This window comes from Stutzerimonas stutzeri (assembly GCF_000952685.1).
GTDB classification, from domain to species: domain Bacteria; phylum Pseudomonadota; class Gammaproteobacteria; order Pseudomonadales; family Pseudomonadaceae; genus Stutzerimonas; species Stutzerimonas stutzeri_E.
Genome location: NZ_JYHV01000002.1, coordinates 15,607 through 36,988, shown reverse-complemented (window position 1 = coordinate 36,988; position 21,382 = coordinate 15,607). Strand labels below are relative to the sequence as shown.

Genomic DNA, 21,382 nt, shown 5'->3' with positions numbered 1-21,382 from the left:
GGAACGCCAACACCATGAGCACTAGCGCAGCAGCCGTCGAAAGCGGCAAGAACCTCGCCGAACTCGGCATCCTCGACCGCATCATCGCCGAAACCAAACTGACCCCGGACGACGAGGCCTACGATATCGCCAAGCGCGGCGTATCGGCCTTCATCGAAGAACTCCTCAAGCCACAGAACGAGCACGAGCCCGTCAAAAAAGCCATGGTCGACCGCATGATCGCGGAAATCGACGCCAAGCTCAGCCGTCAGATGGACGAGATCCTCCACCACCAGCAGTTCCAGGCGCTGGAATCCTCCTGGCGCGGCCTCAAGCTGCTGGTCGATCGCACCAACTTCCGCGAGAACATCAAGCTCGAAGTCCTCAACGCATCCAAGCAGGACCTGCTCGACGATTTCGAAGACAGCCCGGAAGTCGTCCAGTCCGGTCTGTACAAGCACATCTACACCGCTGAATACGGCCAGTTCGGCGGCCAGCCGGTCGGCGCCCTGATCGCCAACTACTTCTTCGACCCGAGCGCACCTGACATCAAGACCATGCAGTACGTCGCCTCGGTCGCCAGCATGTCCCACGCGCCGTTCATTGCCGCGGCAGGCCCGAAGTTCTTCGGCCTGGAAAGCTTCACTGGTCTGCCGGACCTCAAGGATCTGAAGGATCACTTCGAAGGCCCGCAGTTCGCCAAATGGCAGAGCTTCCGCCAGCAGGAAGATGCCCGTTACGTCGGCCTGACTGTCCCGCGCTTCCTGCTGCGTAATCCCTACGATCCGGAAGACAACCCGGTCAAATCCTTCGTGTACAAGGAAAACGTTGCCAACAGCCACGAGCATTACCTGTGGGGCAACACCGCCTACACCTTCGCCAGCCGTCTTACCGACAGCTTCGCCAAGTTCCGCTGGTGCCCGAACATCATCGGCCCACAGAGCGGTGGCGCGGTGGAAGACCTTCCCCTGCACCACTTCGAGAGCATGGGCGAGATCGAAACCAAGATCCCCACCGAGGTACTGGTTTCCGACCGTCGCGAGTACGAACTGGCCGAGGAAGGCTTTATCGCCCTGACCATGCGCAAGGGCAGCGACAACGCCGCGTTCTTCTCGGCCAACTCCACGCAAAAGCCGAAGTTCTTCGGCAACAGTGAAGAAGGCAAGAACGCTGAGCTGAACTACAAGCTCGGCACTCAGCTGCCATACCTGTTCATCGTCAACCGCCTCGCGCATTACCTCAAGGTGCTGCAGCGCGAGCAGATCGGTGCCTGGAAAGAGCGTACTGACCTGGAGCTGGAACTGAACAAGTGGATTCGCCAGTACGTGGCCGACCAGGAGAACCCAAGCTCCGAAGTCCGTAGCCGCCGTCCGCTGCGCGCCGCGCAAGTCGTGGTCAGCGATGTCGACGGTGAGCCGGGCTGGTACCGCGTCAGCCTGAACGTGCGTCCGCACTTCAAGTACATGGGTGCCGATTTCACCCTGTCGCTGGTTGGCAAACTGGACAAGGAATAAGCATCCATGGCCTACGGCAGCCTTTTCGAACGCCTCGGCGGTGACGCCGACAAGCGCGCCGGCTGGAGTCGCGAAGTCGCGGCAATGGCTTCGGTGGCTGCCCATCTGGCCAAAATGCTCAGCACCCGGGCGGGCAGCGTGCAAACGTTGCCCGATTACGGGTTGCCCGATTTGAACGATATGCGCCTGTCGCTGCACGACTCGCTGCAACAGGCGCGTATCGCCATCGAACGCTTCATCGAAGCGTACGAGCCCCGCTTGAGCCAGGTCCGGGTGATATCCCTGCCCCGCGACCACGATCCTTTGAGCCTGTCGTTCGCCATCGAAGGCCTGCTGGAAGTCGACGGCTTCAAGCGTCATGTGAGTTTTTCCGCAAGCCTGGATGGCAGCGGACAAGTCAAGGTCCACTAAGGAGAGCCTGATGTCCGGTAAACCCGCAGCCCGCCTGGGCGACCCCACCGATTGCCCGAAAAAGGGCCACGGCACCAACCCGATTGCGGCCGGCTCTCCCGACGTCCTGTTCGACGGCTTGCCCGCCGCCCGCATGGGCGACCCGACCTCCTGTGGCAGCGCGTTGGCCAGCGCGGTCATCCCAACAGTGCTGATCAATGGCAAGCCGGCGACCACAGTGGGCACAGTTGGTAGTCATAGCAATACGGTTGTGGCGGGTTCGGGGACGGTGATAATTGGGGCAAGTGGGGGCGGCGCGGCGTTTAGCGCGCCTTCTGCCATGCCCGCGACCGCAGTAGCGGCAGTTGCGACATCCAAAGCTTCGGCTTCGGCTGAAACTTCGACTACGGCAACAGCAGCAACGGCGGTGGCAACGGCCTTGGTCGGCGCCTTGGTCCCAGCGGCGCAAGCGGCGGAGACAACAACCGAAGAGCTGGACTACCGACTCAGTCTGAAACGCAGCGGTAATCGCATCCTGACGCCTCTACAAATTCCTGATTTCAAGGAATTGAAAGATGGTTCAACGGAGAACAGCGAAACCATTGATTTTCTGGTGACCAATCGCAAGCAACCTCCAGATAGCCTGACGCTTGAAGTGCTCGATGGCAGCACCCTGTTATATGCAGAACCCAACACCGCCACACTGCTGCCCGCTGGCGAGCATATTTGGCAATGGGACGGTTACAACCAGGCTGGAGTGCTCGATACCAAGGTGCTAAAGAGCCCCAACCTGAAGGTGCGTTTGACGGCAGTAAAGGGTGGTCAGCAACAGATCGAAGAACTCTCGCTCAGCAACGACGCTGAAGAGATCGAGTGGGTCGATACTCGAATCGATCGCTTGGCCCAGTTGGTTGAAATTACCCTGCGGCCAAGTTTTTCCGATGGAGGCGTATCGGGAAAGGACGACAACCTGACGGCAAAAACCTTCACCGAGTTGCAGGCCATGGCCAAGGCGGGTATCGAACGTTACTGGTCGCGCGACGGCAGTCGCGCACAAGGCGTAGGCGCACCTATCCAGACGGCAAAAGGTGTTTACAAGGTTAAGGTGGTGGCTGATGTGAATACCGAACCAAGCGCCAAGAATTTCCCGCTGATTTCCTCACTGAGCGCCGATTTTGGTCGCTCAACCAGTTTTGCCATGTTCAAGAAAATCTATCACAACCAGGGTTTTTGGAGCGCCGCCAATTATCCCGAGGGCTTCGCAGATGGCGATTTCGAACACACTGCCGCTCACGAAGTAGGTCACTTGATTCTCAACGAGTACGGCGATGGTGGACTGGTTCCTGAGTACTCTTGGAGTCACAAAGAAACCTCTACCGTCCTAACCCAATCCCCGGTAGCTAAGCACCCGGTTCCGGGCAGTGGTGAAGTAGACGTGATGCACTATCACTCAGATTCTCCGAGGGGCCCGCGAGGCTATCAGGATTACTGGAACCGCGCAGTCGCCTCGGAACAAGATGTCAAAGGCCTGCTTTGGCTATCACGGGTGCAATTCGATGACTAAGCACCTCGTCCTGCTTTCCCTGTTCGTTCTTGGAGGTTGCACAGCGCAATCGAAAACGGTGTTTATCGCCGACCTGGAAAATTTCTGCAGCTATCCGGTCGATATCACCGCTTATGGATATTCCAACGCCAAAGAGCCGTTCGTATTGAACAAGCGCGTCGCGGTTGGCGAAGTCATCGAAGTGCTGTCCTACATATCCTTCGATGATGAGTTGGAAAATAACGTTCCTGATACCTATCGCCTCGATATCACCGCGAATGGCAATTCGCTTTCGCTCGACAAAACAGGGTTTGTTGCGCAGCTCGGACGCTCGCATTACGAACGCAGAGGCAACTCCATACACGCCTGGAAAATTCGTGACACCGCCCTGTGTCCATGACCCTACGCCCAAGGAAGAGCGCTTCGAATGTCTTTTAACCATTACTACCAGAGCGAACTCACCGCCCTGCGCCAACTAGGCAAACGCTTTGCCGAGCGCAGCCCGGCGCTGGCGCCGTTCCTCGGCCAGGCCGGGCGCGATCCGGATGTCGAGCGGCTGCTCGAAGGCTTCGCTTTTCTCACCGGGCGGCTGCGGCAGAAGCTTGATGACGAGCTGCCGGAGCTGACCCACTCGCTGATGCACCTCTTGTGGCCGAACTACATGCGCCCGCTGCCGGCGTTCAGCATGTTGCAATTCGATCCGGTCAAGCGGTCGGGCCCTGCGTTGATGGTACCGCGCAACACACCGGTCGAATCCAAACCGATCCAGGGCGTGACCTGCCGCTTTCGTACCGCCTACGCCACCGAGGTGCTGCCGTTGGCGCTCGACGCGTTGGACTATTCGGTCAAAGGCGGTGGCGCACTGCTGAGTCTGCGTCTGCAGATGACGGCCGATGGGCATCTGGGCGAGTTGAACCTCAAGCAGCTGCGCTTGCACCTGGCCGGCGAGCGCTACATCAGCCAAATGCTCTATCTCAGCCTGCTGCGCAATGTCGCCGGCGTGCAGCTGGTCGCGCTGGATGCCAAGGGCAAACCATTCACCGACGGTTTCGGCGTTGCGCTGCCCGCCCTCCATATCGATCCGTCGAAGCTGCAGCCGGTGGGCTTTGCCGAAGACCAGGCGCTGATCCCTTACCCACTCAATACTTTCCGGGGCTATCGCTACCTGCAGGAATACTTCGCCTTTCAAGAGAAATTCCTGTTCGTTGACCTTCAAGGTCTCGACGCGCTCAAGCGTCTGCCGCAGGAAGTCCTGGAGCAGGCGCGCGGCTTCGAGCTGCGCTTCGACATTCATAAGGCGGGCGTACAGCGCATCCGCCCGACGCTGGATCACGTGCGCTTGTACTGCACGCCGGTGGTCAACCTGTTCGAGCACGACGCCATCCCGATTCGCCTGGACGGCAAGCAAGACCAGTATCTGTTGATGCCATCAGAGCTCGACAGCAGCCAATGCGGCGTCTTCTCGGTTGACCGCGTCACCGGTTGGAAACCCGGCGGCATGGGCTACGAGGAATACGTGCCGTTCGAATCCTTTGAGCACGACCCCAGTTTCGACGTGCCGGTGGCGCGCCCGCACTACAGCGTGCGCCAGCAACCCTCGATGCTGGGCGACGGACTGGAGACCTACCTCAGCTTTGGCCTGCGCAACCTCGACCAGCACGAGACGCTGTCCATCGAGCTGACCTGTACCAACCAGAACCTGCCGCGCCAGCTGCGCCTGGGCGATATCTGTCTGCCCAGCGAAGACACGCCGGAGTTCCTGACCTTTCGCAACATCAGCGCCGTGACGCCTAGCTACGCGCCGCCGCTGCACCGTGACTTCCTCTGGAAGTTGATCAGCAACATGTCGCTCAACTACCTGTCGCTGGCCAACGTCGAGGCGCTGAAGGTCATCCTCGAAACCTACGACCTGCCGCGCTACTACGACCAGCACGCCGAGAAGGTCAGCAAGCGACTGCTCGGCGGCCTGAAGCAGATCGGGCACCAGCACGTCGACCGCCTGCACCGGGGCTTGCCGGTGCGCGGCGTCCGTACGGAGCTGGTGATGGACCCCGAGGGTTATCTGGGCGAGGGGGATCTGTTCCTCTTTGCTTCGGTACTCAATGAATTCTTTGCGCTGTACGCGAGCCTCAACTCGTATCACGAGCTGCGCGTCAGGAGCACACAGGGAGAGGTGTACCAATGGGCGCCACGTATGGGGCAGCAGCCCCTGCTTTGAACCGGATTAGCCGGGGCATCCGCGAGTACAGCCTGTTCCAGGGTGTGCTGCTGGTGATGGACCGTCTGAAAGCCGCACATCCTGATCTGGACGATGAGGCGCTCTACGAGCATCTGGAGTTTCAGGCCAACCCGAGCCTGGGCTTTCCCGGCAGCGACGTCGATCGCGTGGAGTTCTTTCAGGAACACGGCGAATTGCGCGCGCGGCTGCGCATCAACTTGATCAGCCTGTTTGGTGCCGGATCGCCCCTGCCCGCCTTCTACGGCGAGCAGGCTCTGGGCGACAACGCTGAGGGGAACCCGACGCGCGAGTTTCTCGACCTGTTCAACAACCGCTTGCAGCGCCTGATGCTACCGATCTGGCAGAAATACCGCTACCGAGCCCGCTTCACCAGCGGCGCACGCGATCCGCTCTCCGAGCAGCTGTTTGCCCTGATCGGGCTCGGAGGCGAGCAGATCCGCGCCGCTTCCGAGCTCAACTGGAAGCGCCTGCTTCCGTATCTGGGTCTGCTAAGCCTGCGCGCGCACTCGGCCGCCTTGATCGAGTCGGTACTGCGCTACTACTTCAAGCACGCCGACTTGCGCATCGAGCAGTGTCTGGAGCGTCAGGTCGAAATTCTCGCTGAGCAACAGAATCGCCTTGGCCGCGCCAACAGCCAGCTCGGCGAGAGTCTGGTTCTTGGCGAACGGGTACGCGATCGCGGCGGCAAATTTCGTATCCACATCCGCCAGCTGAGCTGGGACCGGTTCCACGAATTCCTGCCCGTGGGCAACGGCTATCAGCCGCTGTGCGCCCTGGTGCGCTTCACCCTGCGCGATCCGCTCGACTACGACATTCGCCTGGAGCTGCGTCGCGACGAAATCCGCGAAATGCGCATCGGCGCCGAAAACCCCTGCCGCCTCGGCTGGACCAGTTGGCTCGGTAGCGAACGCGCCGACGGCATGGTCACCCTGGGCAGCCAGACTCATTAAGGACGATGAAATGATCAACGTAGACCTACAACAACTGGTCCAGGCACTCGATGCCGAGACCAAGCGCGACCTCGAAGCTGCAGCCGAACGCTGTGTGGTGCGTGGCGGCAGCAAGATCCTCGTCGAAGACCTGCTGCTGGGCCTGCTGGAGCGGCCCGAAGGCTTGCTTATGCGAGCCCTGCAGGACACCGATGTCGACGCGGGAGCCCTCGCCCAGGCGCTGCAGCCACGCGGCGAGCACAGCGAATCACGCAATCCGGTGTTCTCCGCCGAACTGGTGCAATGGCTGCAGGATGCCTTGCTGGTAGGCAACCTAGAACTCGGTCAGAGCCAGATCGACCAGGCCGCACTGATCCTGGCGCTGTTGCGCAACCCGATGCGCTATGCCGGTAGCCATTACCAGCCGCTGCTGGCTCGTCTGAACGCCGAACGCCTGCGCGAGTTCGCGCTGGCCCAGCAGCCAGTTTCCGCACCGGGCAAGGCAACGCCAGCAGGCGAGTCCAACCTGTCGCGCTTCACGCACAACTTCACTCAGCAGGCCCGGGACGGCAAACTCGACCCGGTGCTATGCCGCGACGCTGCCATCCGCCAGATGATCGACATCCTCGCGCGCCGTCGCAAAAGCAACCCGATCGTGGTTGGCGAAGCCGGCGTGGGCAAGACTGCCATCGTCGAGGGCCTTGCCTTGCGCATCGCCAATGGCGAAGTGCCCGAAGCGCTCAAGGGCGTCGAGCTGTTGTGCCTGGACCTCGGTTTGCTGCAGGCCGGCGCCAGCGTCAAAGGGGAATTCGAACGTCGCTTGCAGGGCGTGATCGACGAGGTCAAAGCCTCACCCAAGCCGATCATCCTGTTCATCGACGAAGCCCACACCTTGATCGGCGCTGGCGGCCAGGCCGGCAGTGGCGACGCCGCCAACCTGCTCAAGCCGGCGCTGGCGCGTGGCGAATTGCGAACCATCGCCGCCACCACCTGGAGCGAGTACAAGAAGTACTTCGAGAAGGACCCTGCCCTTGCTCGTCGTTTTCAACCGGTGCAACTGCTCGAACCCACCGTCGACGAAGCGGTGACTATTCTGCGCGGCCTCGCACCGGTGTACGAAAAGAGCCACGGCATTTACCTGCGCGACGACGCCGTCGTGGCCGCTGCCGAGTTGTCAGCCCGCTACCTCGCCGGGCGCCAGCTACCGGACAAGGCTGTGGACGTACTCGACACGGCCTGTGCTCGAGTGCGCATCAGTCTCGCCGCGGCCCCTGAAGCGCTGGAACGCCTGCGCGGTGAAATCGCCGAGGGCGAGCGCCAGGGCCTCGCGCTGCGCCGAGACCTCGATGCAGGCCTGCACATCGACACCGAAGTATTGGATGCTCTCGAGACCCGCTTGGCGGCTGCCTGTGCCGAACTGGAGCAGCTGGAAACACGCTGGTCCACGCAACGCACACTGGCCGAACGCCTGCTGGAGCGTCGCCAGCAATGTGCTGCCGCACGCCTGGCCCCAGCTACCGAGTCCGACAATCAAGCGCACCCGGACCTCGAGCAGCTTGAAGCCGAACTGCGTGGTCTTCAGGTCGAACTCGCCAGCGCCCAGTCCGCCGAGCGCCTGGTGAGTTTCGAGGTGTGCCCTCGCCTGGTGGCGGAAGTCATCAGCCACTGGACCGGCGTGCCGCTTTCTCAGCTCGCCCGTGAACACAACAGCAAGGTGCTCAGCTTCGCGAACGATCTCCGCCAGCGCGTACGGGGCCAGGAGCAAGCGATCGATGCGCTCGACCGTTCGATGCGTGCCACCGCGGCCGGGCTGAACAAGCCCGACGCGCCTGTTGGCGTTTTCCTGCTGGTCGGCCCAAGCGGCGTTGGCAAGACCGAAACCGCACTGGCCCTGGCGGATCTGCTCTATGGCGGCGAGCGTTTCCTCACCACCATCAACATGTCCGAGTTTCAGGAAAAGCACACCGTGTCCCGCCTGATCGGCGCGCCACCGGGCTACGTAGGTTACGGCGAAGGGGGCATGCTGACCGAAGCCGTTCGGCAGAAGCCGTACTCGGTGGTCCTGCTCGATGAAGTCGAAAAGGCCGATCCGGACGTGATGAATGTCTTCTATCAGATCTTCGACAAGGGCGTGGCCAACGACGGCGAAGGGCGCGAGATCAACTTCCGCAACACCCTGATCCTGATGACCAGCAATCTCGCCAGCGACCGTATCGCCAGCCTCTGCCAGGGCGGCCAGCGCCCGGCAACCGAGGACTTGGAGCAGGCCATCCGCCCGGCGCTGACCCAGCACTTCAAGCCTGCGCTGCTCGCGCGCATGCGTGTAGTGCCTTATTACCCGATCCAGGGGGAAGTGCTCAACGAACTGGTGGTGCTCAAACTGTTGCGCTTCGGCGAGCGCCTGGCGCGGCGTCAGTTGCAATTCAGCCACTGCGAAGCACTGATCGAGAACCTGGCCGAGCGCTGCACTCACAGCGACAGCGGTGCGCGTCTGATCGACCATCTGATCGACCAGCACTTGCAGCCGCAGGTCGTCGATCGCCTGCTAGGCGCCATGGCGGGTGGCAAGACATTGAAACGCGTGCACGCAACCCTCGACGGCAACGGGGCGGTGGTTTGTGAGTTCGCTTAAGGTCCCGTCAATGCTTACCGAGCATTCCTCGTTTGCCAGCGCGTTACTGGATCGCTTCGCCGATTTAGCCTGGACGACTGATACAAGCGGCTGGTTGGATGGGCTGATACAGATGGCGGCGCAACTGGCTAGCTGCCCGCTCGCCCAGCTTTACCTGCTGGATGCGACCCACACACGTCTGACCTTATCGGCCGAGTGGTTCAATGGCTCGCGGCGGCACGAGACGGCGAGCGTGCCCAGCGACTACCGGGACGAACAGCTGCTGCAGTACTGCCTCAGCCAGAATCGCCAGCTGAGCATTGTCTCACTGGACGCCAGCCTGCATCAGACCGGCTTCCTTCCCGAGTCGCCGCGGCCCTGGCGCAGCCTGCTGTGCCTGCCGCTGGAGGATGCAGAAGGTCATGCGGTCGGACTGATGGTAGCGGCCAGTACAGCCAGTCAGGATCTGGCCACCGCAGCCGCAACCTTGAGCAACCTTGGCCGTTTCGCCCTCGGTCAGGCCCACCTGCTCAACAAACTGCGCGGCGCAGCGCAGCCTGCAACAGCGGAAAGCGCCCCACCGCGCCCTTGCGCAAGCGGGTACGGGCTGATTGGCGACAGCACTCGTATGCGGATGGTCTATGGGCTGATCGGCAAAGTCCTGCACAACCCGGTGAGTGTCCTGCTGACGGGTGAAACCGGCACCGGCAAGGAGCTTGTTGCCCGCGCAATTCACGAGTGCGGCTCGCGGCGCAGCCAGGCGTTCATCGTGCAGAACTGCGCGGCACTGCCAGAACATCTGCTGGAAAGCGAGCTGTTCGGCTACCGCAAGGGCGCTTTTACCGGCGCCGAGCGCGACCACGAAGGTCTGTTCGATGCGGCCAACGGCGGCACGCTGTTTCTCGACGAGATCGGCGACATGCCGCTGACCTTGCAGGCCAAGCTGCTACGCGTCCTGCAAGAAGGCGAGGTGCGGCCACTGGGCAGTACCCGCACGCACCAGGTCGATGTCCGGATTGTCGCCGCCACTCATCAAGATCTGCGCAAGCGCGTCGAGGAAGGTCGATTTCGTGAAGATCTGTACTACCGGCTTTCCATTTTCCCGATCGAGCTGCCGCCCCTACGCGAGCGCGATCAGGACATCCTGCGCTTGGCCCGGCATTTCGCTGAAAACGCCTGTGGCTTCCTGCAACGCGATGCCGTGCGCTGGTCCGATGCCGCACTGGAACAGCTCGCCAGCTATGGCTTCCCGGGCAACGTACGGGAACTGAAGGGGTTGGTCGAACGTGCCGTGTTGCTGTGCGAATCCGGTGAATTGCTGCCGGCGCATTTCAACCTGCACAGGCTCGACGACGAACTCGACAGCACGATGAATCTCCGCGAGCGACTCGATCGGGTCGAACGCAACCTGCTGATCGACTGCCTGCGCAAGAATGGCGGCAATCAGAGCCAGGCGGCGCGAGAACTGGGATTGCCTCGCCGTACGCTGCTCTATCGCATGGATCGGCTGAGCATCAGCCCCGCAGACCTCTAAGGATGGACCGAAGACATGTTCAACCCGGCCAACAACATCCATTTCAGCCTCGCTATCGAAGGTGCCGACCATGACCTACAGGTGCTCGAATTCAAAGGCCGTGAGGCGCTCTCACAACCCTTCGCCTTCGATCTTGAACTGGTCAGCGAACGCCCCGATCTCGACCTGGAAAGCCTGCTGCACCAGCCGGCCTTTCTGGCGCTCTCGCCGGCCGGTAACGGCATCCATGGCCTGATCTACCGCATCGCCCAGGGCGATTCCGGCAAGCGCCTGACGCGATACCACATCACCCTGCGCCCACAGGTGGCCTACCTGGCTCACCGCACCAACCAGCGTATCTTCCAGCACCTGACTGTGGAGCAGATCATCAGCCAGGTGCTCGAAGAGCACGGTATACAGGCCAATGCCTATCGCTTCGCGCTCGCCTCGGTGTATCCCGAGCGCGACTACTGTGTGCAGTACGACGAGACCGACCTGCATTTCATCCAGCGCTTGTGCGAAGAAGAGGGCATCCACTATCACTTCCAGCACAGCGCCTCGGGCCATGTACTGGCCTTCGGCGACGACCAGACAGGGTTTCCCAAGCTCGCCCCCGTCATTTATCAGCAGGATTCAGGTCTGGTCGCTGACAGACCAGTGATCAAGCGATTCGGCCTGCGCATGGAAACCCGCACCAGCCGCGTTACCCGCCGCGACTACGACTTCGAGAAACCGCGCCTGACCATGGAAGGCACCTTCCAGAGCGAGTTCCAGCCAGACCTGGAAGACTACGACTACCCTGGCCGATTCACCGAACGCGCACGCGGCAAGCACCTGTCGCAACGCGCCCTGGAACGCCACCGTAGCGACTATGAACTGGCCCAAGGCGAGAGCGATCAGCCCCTGTTGGTCACCGGTCACTTCCTCGCGCTAAGAGGGCACCCTCGCAGTGACTGGAACCAGCTCTGGCTACTCAAAGAAATCATCCATGAAGGTAAACAGCCGCAGGTGTTGGAGGAGTCAGTTTCGCAATCGACGAATAACGCGGACTTCACGCAGGGTTACCGCAATCACTTCACCGCCACGCCCTGGGACATCCCCTTTCGCCCGGCGCTGAAGCATCCCAAGCCCAAAGCCCTCGGCAGCCAAACCGCAGTCGTCACCGGCCCTGCAGGCGAAGAAATTCACTGTAACGAATACGGCCGCATACGAGTGCAGTTCCACTGGGATCGCGAAGGCCAGGCCGACGACAAGACCAGTTGCTGGCTACGCGTCTCCTCGAGCTGGGCCGGGGACCGCTACGGCGGCGTCGCCATCCCCCGCGTTGGGATGGAAGTCTTAGTCACCTTCCTCGAAGGCGATCCCGACCAACCGCTGGTCACTGGCTGCCTGTACCACAAGGAGCATGTCGTCCCTTACGACCTGCCAGCGAACAAGACCCGTACCGTCTTCAAAACACTGAGCTCACCGGGCGGCGACGGCTACAACGAGCTGCGCATCGAAGACCGTAAGGGCGCCGAGCAGATCTACGTCCACGCTCAGCGCGACTGGGACGAGAATATCGAGCACGATCAGAAGATCCGCGTCGGCCACGAGCGCCACGACACGGTGGAAGGCAACAGCTACAGCGAGCTCAAGGCGGAGGAACACCGCACCACCCATGCCGATCGCAAGACGGAGGTCCGCACCAACGACCACCTCACCGTGAGTAGCCGTCAGCATGTAAAAGTCGGCACGGGGCAATTCATCGAAGCCGGTAACGAAATCCATTACTACGCCGGTAGCAAATTCGTCATCGACGCTGGCATGGAGCTCACCGCCAAAGGCGGTGGCAGCTTCCTAAAACTTGACCCGAGCGGCGTCACACTTAACGGCGCGACCATCAAGATGAATTCCGGTGGGGCACCTGGCAAAGGTTCAGGGCTGAGCATTCTGGCTCCGGTGATTCCTTGGGCAGCCGACAATGACAAGGCCGGTGCGAAGCCAAAACTCGCGTTGGCTAATACCCAGCTGCAAATGGCCCGCAAGGCCAGGCAGATCGGGGCAAGTCGCTGCCCGATTTGTGAAGCGTGTAGGGATGAATCTGTGCGGTGCAGCCGAGCGCAATAACCACATCCCCTAATGCGCTAGCACTTGCAAGCCCCACGGCAAACCTGCCCTAGCACCCAGCGTAGCCGCACCAATCACGAGCGGCCCTGGTAAATGGGTGACCCAGGCACTGGCAGCCTGTAACCGCCAACACCGTTTATGAAAATAAGGATCCCGAAACGTGATCAGAATACTGGCGCGGGTAAATAAAACGCTACTGATATGGGGGCTTCTGGATGCATTCTATGTCGTCTGGTACAGCCTGATGAGCTGGAAAAACGGCCGCATCCCTTACATCACCGACCTATCCAACACCCTTGCGCTTGGCTCTGAACTTGGCGGCCCCAATATCGCAGTGGCGACCATGTCATGGTTTCTGCAGTTTTCCGTCATATTGAGCGCCGTGCTGTTCCTGTGCGGTTACCGGTGGGCTCGCTATCTTGGTTTTGCGCAGATTCCATTCCGGCTCTTGCTCATATACCCATCGGTTTCGCTGATTCTCCTGGCAGGTAGCTACTGGCCGGATCATCAGGTCATGCTGGTTGTTCTGGTTCTCGCCTCAGAAGCACTGAAAGCCCTGTCATTGTGGAGGTTCGCATGACGCAGGCAGTCACTGCTTCAGACTGGATCGCCGACCAGCTTGTCCAACAACACGAACTGCTGCTAATCGTCGACCGTCTCGCAGAACCGGATCTGATCGAAGCCCTGTTTAGCGCGGACCTGATGCAGGACTACGTCAACCTTTACCGAGGTACCGAGTTCGCTGAAATGGCAGATGTCGGACCCTGGCTGGTTCGTTTGCACAACCCCGGTTCGGAGTTCATCCAAACGCTGCTTGATACACCTGAACGCGGCTGGGGCTGGCTGGCCAGCGTCGAGCACGTCGACTTAGTTGTCCTCGCCCAGCACTGGCGAGAACGCATGCTGATCAATGAGCAAGAGCAACGAGCACTCTACCGTTTCCAGGACAACCGCGTCATTGCTCACCATTTGCGCGGGATAGAAGAAATCCAGCGCCCGCTTTTGCTCGGCCCTCTAAGCAGTGCGCTGTGCTGGGATGGCCAATGCTGGCAGCGCTTCGATAACCCGCAGCCCAACCAGTACCCAGCGCCATTTGAGATGCCATGGCTGGTAGTACCCGAACCGGAAACGGTGCAGCAACATATCAAGCGACACAATCTTGAGCTCTGGCTGTGGCAGAACCATTCAAAGGCCACCGCGGATCTGGCCGAGACTCGCCTGCTAACGGACTGGCTGGATCATCAACTCGAAAAGGCCAGACGCTGGAATTGGCATTCAGAAGACCAGCTGCATTTCTTGTTGTACCACCAACTCAACCCTGCACTTGCGGGGCACCCGGCATGGGTGCCGGCCGAGCATGAAACGACAGAAGCCCATTTCGCCCGGGTCAGCACGGCGCTTTCGAGCATCAATGCACGGAAACCTCTCTTATGAATTCGACCAAGAAATCCTGCACCGGCGCCTTTGTGTGTCCAGCGCTGCTAGCTCTTGCCCTTAATGCTTGCAGCACAGTGGGCTCGCTAGGCGCTGAGTCCTTTACGCTCGAAGGTCAGCTGCCCGCCGATTTTTCCCTTAAAGCACTGGCTCACTATGGCGCGGTGGGAAACTGCAACGGCCCTAGTCAGACGAAAACCTTCGAGACGAATTTCAATAGCGCCCCCCACGAATATAACTTCCGTATTCCGGTGAACTACCGCGACGGTATGTGCGATATGCAGCTCGCCAGGGTCGGGCTGTTCATCAGTGCTCGATACGGCGATAAGGACTGGCAGCGAACCTATGACAATGGCGGACTGACCATTGTTGACCAGCTACCCGAGGGTGCTCCGGTATTCCAAGCAGATGGGACTTTATCCAAGACAGCGGAATGCTTGTGGTTATTCCAAATCAGCAAACTCGAACTGGAACTATCGAAGCAACTGAGCTGCAAAAGCGCAGGGCTTTATTTATTCCGTGACCAATTGCCGAACAAGACGGTAAACCTGGCATTCAAACTAAACGGTGAAGACCGTCCATACCTCAGTGGTTACTGGCTGAATACCAGTACCGGCTGGAAGCCGTGCACAGGCCGCTGGGGAACGAGGTTCGAGGAGCTCTGCACGGACCCACCGCAATACCGCACCGTCAAGATGAATGGCCGGCAATGCACGGTCTACCCGAACTGCACAGAGTGATCAAGGATGAACGACTCAGTTTCTAACGTAACGATGCAATGCCCTCTTCGCCGCGATTGGATCAGCTTCCGTTTAGTAGACGAGCATGGCGATGGGAAACCCTATGCTGGCCTCTCGTACCAAATGCAGAACAGTCAAGGCCACCAGTATTTCGATGTGTTGGACAGTAACGGTTTTACGAGAACGAACAACATTCATTGCGGCCCGGTTGTTCTGTCAATTTTGGATAGCTATTCCGGAGGAGACCCTTGGTATACCGTCATTTCTCGCCGAGAAAGTTTCCGTATAGCCCTCACTGCACTGCAAGTTGCTGCCGAGCAATCACCGGCGGGGCCTCGCCATGCTGATGGCAATACCTATCTGGCACAAGCACGGGCGGTAAGTGAGCAGGCTCGCTTCCTTCGAGCAGAAGTCAGTGACTTCGCTGAGGTCACCTGTCACCTTCCAGAGCCCGACAATACCTGGGGCCCGAGGCCGGCAGTAGAACTAAAGCAAAACTCAGGTTTGGCACAAAATCAACAAGGCATTGCGCTCAGTCCAAACCAACACTATGTCATCGAAATAAAGCGCTCCGTGCATATAGCCCTCTACTTTCCCGAGAGACGGATTTCTGCGCACTGAACGCCTACCACCTTGCGCTGATGAGCACGTTCGTTTACGCCCCTTTTAATACCGAAAGGAAGCCTTGCGCCTCTTCACCTCCTCCCTACGACTCGATCGGGAGCATCGGCCATGTACTGCAAAATCAGTTGGGGCGTAGAGTCAAGCCAACGCAATTCGATGGTGCGGGGCCCTATCATTTGCTTTGCGAGGAAGTGGCTTACTCGAAGCGCCTCGAGATTGTGCCTTACGATCCTCATCGCTACGAGAAAGAAGCACAGGATGAGTGGCGCAATCCAGAAGACGTGCATTTTCTCTACAACACCGACGCGAATACCCAAGCCTTCATTACGCACAACGACAAGGTGGTGCTGATCTCGGTGCGTGGCACTCAAGAGATGCTGGCAGACGCCAGCCGCGACGCTGATGCTCGCCAAGTGCCATTTGAAGATGGCGAAGGCCAGGCACATCGCGGGTTCTATGGGGGCTTCCAAGCGGCGAAACCCTTCGTTGAGCGCTACCTCGATGCCTTTTACACAGGCGGGCAAACATTAGTGATTTGTGGCCATAGCCTAGGGGGAGCAATTGCCCTTCTACTGGCGGAATGGCTGCGTCGCAAGCCCACCAATCCAAAGGTCATCCTTTACACCTATGGCGCACCCCGCGCCGGCGACGCTGCTTTCGTTAAAGCCGCCCAGCCGCTTACCCATCACCGTATCGTCAACCATAACGATCCAGTTCCTGCCGTGCCTTTGCCCTGGATGGACGCTGAGTGGAAGCTGGCCCTCCCCGGCACAGCTCTGCTTTTCAGCTCGCCAGTAACCGGCATCGCCTTGTTGCTTGCAGGGCTCGTTAATCTTCAGGGCGACCCCTACGAGCACCACGGCGAGCAGTGGCATTTCATGCCACGTAAGCCTGGGGCCGGGAGCGAGGCCGCAGTCTTATGGCAACCGGGTTGCGCACTGATCGATGAGCAAACCTGCGCACGCTACGTTGGGGAAATCGGGCTGGATGGTGACATGCCCAATCGGCTTGCACTTGGGGGACTCACCATGCCAGCGATAGCGGCTATGCACGGGCCGCGCTCACTAACCTGCTGCGCTGGAACGCCAGCGTCGAAGAGCGCAACGGAAAGCTATTCAGCGAGGCCGAAATCCGTGACATCTACGCCCAGCTACTTAGCACTGCGCAGCTACTGGAAAGCTGGCGAGCGCGCTCATTTAACGAGTTTCGATGGGAACTCAGGCGCAGGGGTGAGATGCGCTTTTACGGCAAGAGCGATCTGGAACTGCGTGCCATTTACGCCGATGCGGTGGAGCAGGCGGAACGCGTTCGAGCTGAACAGAGTCCGGCACTCACTCGAACTCAGCAACGTTTGCTAGCGCAGGCGGAGCGTTTGGTGACGCCACGCAGCGTCTTCGGTGAACACGCGGAACGGGTAGACCTCGCAGAGTTGGTAGCGCAGTGGCGCGGCATCAAAGACAACCAGACCGCAGAACACCTGGCGACCATCAAACAGAAAAGTGCCCGAGCCTTCGCCTAGAAGACTCGTTACGCCTTACCAGCCCTCCGCGTTTATAGCCCCAGCTCTCGTTTCCGACGCAAACCGGCTATTTTTCGTGACCCCGTTCACCCACGCGCGCACCTGGGTGAACTTCAATACTCAGCCTGAGTCTCGCTTCGTCGTTTCGGCGAGCGGGGCCGTCTGCCCACACGCTTTCAAGGAGGAAATCGCGTGCTAGCCCGCTATTGCGCCCTCGTTTTATTCGCCGCATCCCTCGCCCTCGCCGGTTGCTCCGGCAACTACAAGTTCAATGATGACGAATATCGCCCGTTGGGTGATCCGCAGGCGTCCATTCGCGGCAACTGACTCACTAGGAGAAAAAAACCATGGAATTGGTTTTCGATATGGTCAGTGCGCAGCAATTTGCGCCAGGCCTCATCAGCAGCAAAACCTTCAAGCAGGCCGGAGGCATCATTGGCCGTGCCGAGGACTGTGACTGGGTGATACCGGACCGCAAACGTGTCTTGTCCAGCCGCCACGCCGAAGTGAACTACCGGGACGGTGCCTTCTTCCTTACCGACATCAGCAGCAACGGTATCCAACTCAAAGACACTGGTGCCAGCCTGGACAAGGGCCGGGCGCAGCGCATCGAGCATGGCAGTGTGTATTGTTTGGGGGGCTTCGAAATCCGTGCGCGGCTGATTCAGGATCCGGCCTCCTTTGAAGGCGATATCGGCCGTCCGCAGCCAGCCGGAAGCATCATTCCCGACGACGCCTTCCTCGATCTCGATCCACTAAATGCAATGGATCAGCAGGAGCGGGTCTATGCAGAGGTCGACGATCTTACCGCCGTGCTCGCCCCGCCTCGGGCGCACACCCAGCAACGCGACTACGCCCAGATCGACGAAGAAAACTTGCAGGTTCCTGAGCTGGTGATACCCAAGCCAGCTGCCCAAGCCAAGGTTCCGCCAGAGCCAGAGCGGCTATCGCAGGGTTTCTGGGCGCGCTTCGGTGAGGCGATGGAGGTCCCCCTGGACGACCTCGACGAGGAAGGCCGTCAGGCACTGGCGCTCAAGGCTGCGAGCCTACTCAAGCAAAGCGTCGGCGGATTGCAGCAGACGCTGCGTACCCGCAGCGAACTGAAAAATGAGATGCGTCTGTCGTTGACCACCATACAGAGTGCTGGCAACAACCCGCTCAAGCACAGCATCGACAGCGGGGAAGCGCTGAACCTCTTGCTGCGGGGGGGGAAATTGGGGCAGCTACCTGCTGAACAGGCCATGGGGCGCGCCTATCGGGACCTGCAGGCGCACCAGGTGGCGATGCTGGCTGCCAGTCGCGCCGCCATCAAGAGCATGCTTGAGCAGTTCTCCCCAGACCAGTTGGCATTGCGCTTCGAGCGTGACAACAAGCCGCTGATTTCCACCGCAGGGACTCGTTGGCGCGCCTACAAGCGCCTGCATCTGGCCATGCAACGTGACGACGACTGGAGCGAGCGGCTGTTCGCTCGAGACTTCGCCCAGGCTTACGAGGAGCAAGTTCGCCTGATCGCCACGCTCAACACAGACCTTCAAGGATGATGTTCATGTCTCGCTTTCTTTCCGCCACGGTGTTTACTGCGCTTGCCGTTCTGAGCGGTTGTTCTGCCCTCTCGCCCAACTCGGACCTGACCAAGCTCGACCTGTCGCTACAAGGTGGCGACAGGCTCAACCCCGACCTCAACGGACGACCCTCACCCATCGTGATTCGCCTGCTGGAACTCAAGCATCCAGTGGCCTTCGAGAACGCTGATTTCTTCTCGCTCTACCAACGCCCCAAGGAAGCCCTGTCCCCGGACTTGGTGATTCAGGAAGAGCTGGAACTGCGCCCGGGCGAGCAGCGCGACCTGAAGCTGTTCGTTCGGAAAGGCAGCCGCTACGTCGCCGTGCTGGCCGCCTACCGCGACCTGCCCGAATCCAACTGGCGTTTCGTTATTCCCTTGGAGCAAAAGGCGCAGAACCGCATTGAGCTCGGTCTCGACGAACGCGGCATTCAAGCCGTCGATCCGCTCACGAGGGGGAAATGATCGATGAGCATGAACAAGGTGATCTGGCAGGAGGGCATGCTGCTACGTCCGCAGCACTTCCAGCAAAGCGACCGCTATTACGATGCGCAGCTCAAGCTGCGAACCCAAAAGTTGGGCCACTACGCCTGGGGCTTCTTCGAGCTGGAGATCGATCGCCAGTTCCTAAACATGGGCAAGCTGGTGCTTAGCCTGGCCAGTGGTCTGCTTCCTGATGGCAGCCTTTTCGAGATTGGCGCCGAGCGTGAACCACTGGCTCTGGACGTGCCGCCCAATACCGGTAACACCCCTGTGTACCTGGCTTTACCACTGGTCACCGGCAACCATATCGAGAGTCGTCGCCCAGAGCAGAAAGACGTACTGGCACGCTACATCGCGTTCGATGAGGAAGTCGCCGACTCCAACGCCGGCGATAGCAGCAGCAGCCAAGTCAGCACCGGCCGATCAGACTTTCGCCTGCTTCTGGGTGAGCAGCAGAGCGACCAGGCCTACGTAAAACTCAAGCTCTGCGACATTCTCGACACCACGCCGGATGGGGTCATCAGCCTCGACCCCGAGTACATCCCGACCTTCATCGACTTTCAGGCTTCCGGCTATCTGCTGTCCTGTCTAAAGGAAGTGATCAGCATGCTCGGCCATCGCGGCGACATCCTCGCCGAACGTATCCGCGCCACCGGTAAGGTCGGCGGAGCGGAGGTCGGCGACTTCATGATGCTGCAGTTGATCAACCGCTACGAGCCCGTGCTACGCCACTACATGGGTATCGATCGGGTGCATCCCGAGCAGATCTACCGCGAGCTGCTGGGTCTGCTCGGGGAGCTGGCGACGTTTTCCAGCGAGACGAAGCGTCCTCGGCTGGAGGGTCGCTACCTGCACAACGATCAGGGACTGTCGTTCCGCAAGCTGATGGATGCGATCCGCCAGGTCCTGTCGATGGTGCTCGAACAGCACGCCATCGAGTTGCTACTGCAGCAGCGCCAGTACGGCATCCAGGTCTCCCCGCTGCACGACCACAAGCTGCTCGGCAGCGCTTCGTTCGTACTCGCCGCCAGCGCCCAATGCGATTCCGAAGAGCTGCGCACGCGCCTGCCGGCTCATCTCAAGGTCGGCCCGGTGGAGCGCATTCGCCAGTTGGTCAACCTGCACCTGCCGGGGATCAAGGTCAAACCGCTGCCAGTTGCACCGCGACAGATTCCGTTCCACTCCGGCAAGACCTACTTCTCCTTGGAGCTGAGCTCCGAGGAGCTGGCGCAATTGGAGCGCTCCGGCGGCTTCGCCTTCCACGTGTCCGGTGAATTTTCCGGGCTTGAGCTGAAATTCTGGGCGATCAGGAACTGACCAATGATCAGAGAAATGGACTACGGGCAGGACGACAAGACGGTCATCCTCAATCGCCACGGCGACGCTCCGGCGCAAAGCCCGCTGACGGATTTCAGCGCCCCCCCGCGCTTCGAGCAGCTCGAGGAGCGGATGATCTACGCCGCGCGCCTGCGCCCGGCGGAAACCTTCAACATCAGCCTCAACCCGCTGGTGGCGGCGGCCTCCTCGTTGCTGTCGGAAGTGGTGCGGCTCAAGCACAGCTACGAAGGCGAAGACCTGCATGCGCTAAACCAACGCCTGTCTGGCGAACTCAAGCTGTTCGAACACCGCGCCCTGCACGATGGCGCCGAGAGCAGCCAGGTCATGGCCGCGCGTTATGTGTTGTGCACCGCGATCGACGAAGCGGTGGTGACCACGCCCTGGGGGAACGAGAGCGAATGGTCGCAGATGAGCCTGCTCTCCTCCTTTCACAACGAGACCTTCGGCGGCGAGAAGTTTTTCCAGCTGCTCGAGCGTTTGTCACGCAACCCGGTCAAGCACCTGCCAATGCTGGAGCTGATGTACCTCTGCCTGTCGCTCGGCTTCGAGGGCAAGTACCGGGTGATGCCGCGCGGCATGGTCGAGCTCGAAGCGGTGCGCGACAGTCTTTACCGGCAGATTCGCCAGCTGCGCGGTGACGTACCCCGCGAGGTTTCGCCGCATTGGCAGGGGCTACGCGATACGCGCCGCCGCCTGGTCCGCATCGTGCCCTGGTGGTTGGTCACGCTGTTCACGCTGATCTGCCTGGTAACGTTGTATGCGGGGTTCGCCTGGGTATTGGGCGAACACCGCGACACCGTTCTACAGCCGTACCAACCTGTTGATCCGACCGTTCAGGTCGAGCCCAAGCCGTAAC

Annotated in this window: 20 protein-coding genes; all 20 read left to right on the top strand. The window is 60.2% G+C overall.

Annotated elements, in window-relative coordinates; translation table 11 throughout:
- The first annotated feature begins 14 nt into the window (after positions 1-14).
- The 20 genes from tssC to icmH all read left to right on the top strand — a co-directional run bounded on the left by tssC (position 15) and on the right by icmH (position 21,381).
- Entirely contained in the window at positions 15-1,493 is a 1,479-nt protein-coding gene (gene tssC / locus UF78_RS00530) for a type VI secretion system contractile sheath large subunit (protein ID WP_045160065.1), read from the top strand.
- A gap of 6 nt (positions 1,494-1,499) precedes the next feature.
- The gene (tssE, locus tag UF78_RS00525) at positions 1,500-1,904 is read left to right on the top strand and encodes a type VI secretion system baseplate subunit TssE (RefSeq protein ID WP_045160064.1); all 405 of its coding nucleotides are present in this window, start codon (positions 1,500-1,502) and stop codon (positions 1,902-1,904) included.
- Between the two features lie 10 nt (positions 1,905-1,914).
- On the top strand, positions 1,915-3,447 hold the full coding sequence (locus UF78_RS00520) for a PAAR domain-containing protein (protein WP_045160063.1): 1,533 nt from the start codon (positions 1,915-1,917) through the stop codon (positions 3,445-3,447).
- Positions 3,440-3,826, top strand: coding sequence for a hypothetical protein (locus UF78_RS00515; protein ID WP_045160062.1), 387 nt, complete (start codon positions 3,440-3,442; stop codon positions 3,824-3,826). The genes UF78_RS00520 and UF78_RS00515 overlap by 8 nt, the downstream gene beginning before the upstream one ends.
- Positions 3,827-3,853: 27 nt before the next feature.
- Positions 3,854-5,644: a type VI secretion system baseplate subunit TssF gene (gene tssF, locus UF78_RS00510; protein ID WP_045160061.1), complete on the top strand. Its 1,791-nt coding sequence runs from the start codon at positions 3,854-3,856 to the stop codon at positions 5,642-5,644.
- Positions 5,608-6,615 carry a type VI secretion system baseplate subunit TssG gene (tssG, locus tag UF78_RS00505; RefSeq protein ID WP_045160060.1) on the top strand — a complete coding sequence of 336 codons (1,008 nt, stop codon included), beginning with the start codon at positions 5,608-5,610 and terminating at the stop codon, positions 6,613-6,615. Before tssF ends, tssG begins: the two co-directional genes overlap by 37 nt.
- 10 nt (positions 6,616-6,625) lie before the next feature.
- Positions 6,626-9,226: a type VI secretion system ATPase TssH gene (gene tssH, locus UF78_RS00500; RefSeq protein WP_045160059.1), complete on the top strand. Its 2,601-nt coding sequence runs from the start codon at positions 6,626-6,628 to the stop codon at positions 9,224-9,226.
- A 10-nt stretch (positions 9,227-9,236) separates the two neighbouring features.
- Positions 9,237-10,739, top strand: coding sequence for a sigma-54 interaction domain-containing protein (locus UF78_RS00495; protein WP_045160058.1), 1,503 nt, complete (start codon positions 9,237-9,239; stop codon positions 10,737-10,739).
- A gap of 15 nt (positions 10,740-10,754) precedes the next feature.
- Complete coding sequence (locus tag UF78_RS00490; RefSeq protein WP_045160057.1) at positions 10,755-12,827, top strand: type VI secretion system tip protein VgrG; 2,073 nt, start codon at positions 10,755-10,757, stop codon at positions 12,825-12,827.
- Positions 12,828-12,987: 160 nt separating this feature from the next.
- Positions 12,988-13,407 carry a hypothetical protein gene (locus tag UF78_RS00485; RefSeq protein ID WP_045160055.1) on the top strand — a complete coding sequence of 140 codons (420 nt, stop codon included), beginning with the start codon at positions 12,988-12,990 and terminating at the stop codon, positions 13,405-13,407.
- Positions 13,404-14,261 carry a DUF4123 domain-containing protein gene (locus UF78_RS00480; RefSeq protein WP_045160054.1) on the top strand — a complete coding sequence of 286 codons (858 nt, stop codon included), beginning with the start codon at positions 13,404-13,406 and terminating at the stop codon, positions 14,259-14,261. Before UF78_RS00485 ends, UF78_RS00480 begins: the two co-directional genes overlap by 4 nt.
- Complete coding sequence (locus UF78_RS00475) at positions 14,258-15,001, top strand: hypothetical protein (RefSeq protein WP_045160053.1); 744 nt, start codon at positions 14,258-14,260, stop codon at positions 14,999-15,001. The genes UF78_RS00480 and UF78_RS00475 overlap by 4 nt, the downstream gene beginning before the upstream one ends.
- A 6-nt stretch (positions 15,002-15,007) precedes the next feature.
- The gene (locus UF78_RS22785) at positions 15,008-15,622 is read left to right on the top strand and encodes a hypothetical protein (protein WP_155397577.1); all 615 of its coding nucleotides are present in this window, start codon (positions 15,008-15,010) and stop codon (positions 15,620-15,622) included.
- A gap of 20 nt (positions 15,623-15,642) precedes the next feature.
- The gene (locus tag UF78_RS00470; RefSeq protein WP_230623558.1) at positions 15,643-16,983 is read left to right on the top strand and encodes a lipase family protein; all 1,341 of its coding nucleotides are present in this window, start codon (positions 15,643-15,645) and stop codon (positions 16,981-16,983) included.
- Positions 16,984-17,000: 17 nt separating this feature from the next.
- Complete coding sequence (locus UF78_RS23060) at positions 17,001-17,144, top strand: hypothetical protein (RefSeq protein WP_230623557.1); 144 nt, start codon at positions 17,001-17,003, stop codon at positions 17,142-17,144.
- A 192-nt stretch (positions 17,145-17,336) separates the two neighbouring features.
- Complete coding sequence (locus tag UF78_RS00465; RefSeq protein ID WP_045160052.1) at positions 17,337-17,471, top strand: hypothetical protein; 135 nt, start codon at positions 17,337-17,339, stop codon at positions 17,469-17,471.
- 20 nt (positions 17,472-17,491) lie between these two features.
- The gene (gene tagH / locus UF78_RS00460) at positions 17,492-18,685 is read left to right on the top strand and encodes a type VI secretion system-associated FHA domain protein TagH (protein WP_045160051.1); all 1,194 of its coding nucleotides are present in this window, start codon (positions 17,492-17,494) and stop codon (positions 18,683-18,685) included.
- A gap of 5 nt (positions 18,686-18,690) precedes the next feature.
- The gene (gene tssJ, locus UF78_RS00455) at positions 18,691-19,170 is read left to right on the top strand and encodes a type VI secretion system lipoprotein TssJ (protein WP_045160070.1); all 480 of its coding nucleotides are present in this window, start codon (positions 18,691-18,693) and stop codon (positions 19,168-19,170) included.
- 3 nt (positions 19,171-19,173) lie between these two features.
- Positions 19,174-20,505 carry a type VI secretion system baseplate subunit TssK gene (tssK, locus tag UF78_RS00450; RefSeq protein ID WP_045160050.1) on the top strand — a complete coding sequence of 444 codons (1,332 nt, stop codon included), beginning with the start codon at positions 19,174-19,176 and terminating at the stop codon, positions 20,503-20,505.
- A 3-nt stretch (positions 20,506-20,508) separates the two neighbouring features.
- The gene (icmH, locus tag UF78_RS00445) at positions 20,509-21,381 is read left to right on the top strand and encodes a type IVB secretion system protein IcmH/DotU (protein WP_045160049.1); all 873 of its coding nucleotides are present in this window, start codon (positions 20,509-20,511) and stop codon (positions 21,379-21,381) included.
- Position 21,382: the final 1 nt, after the last annotated feature.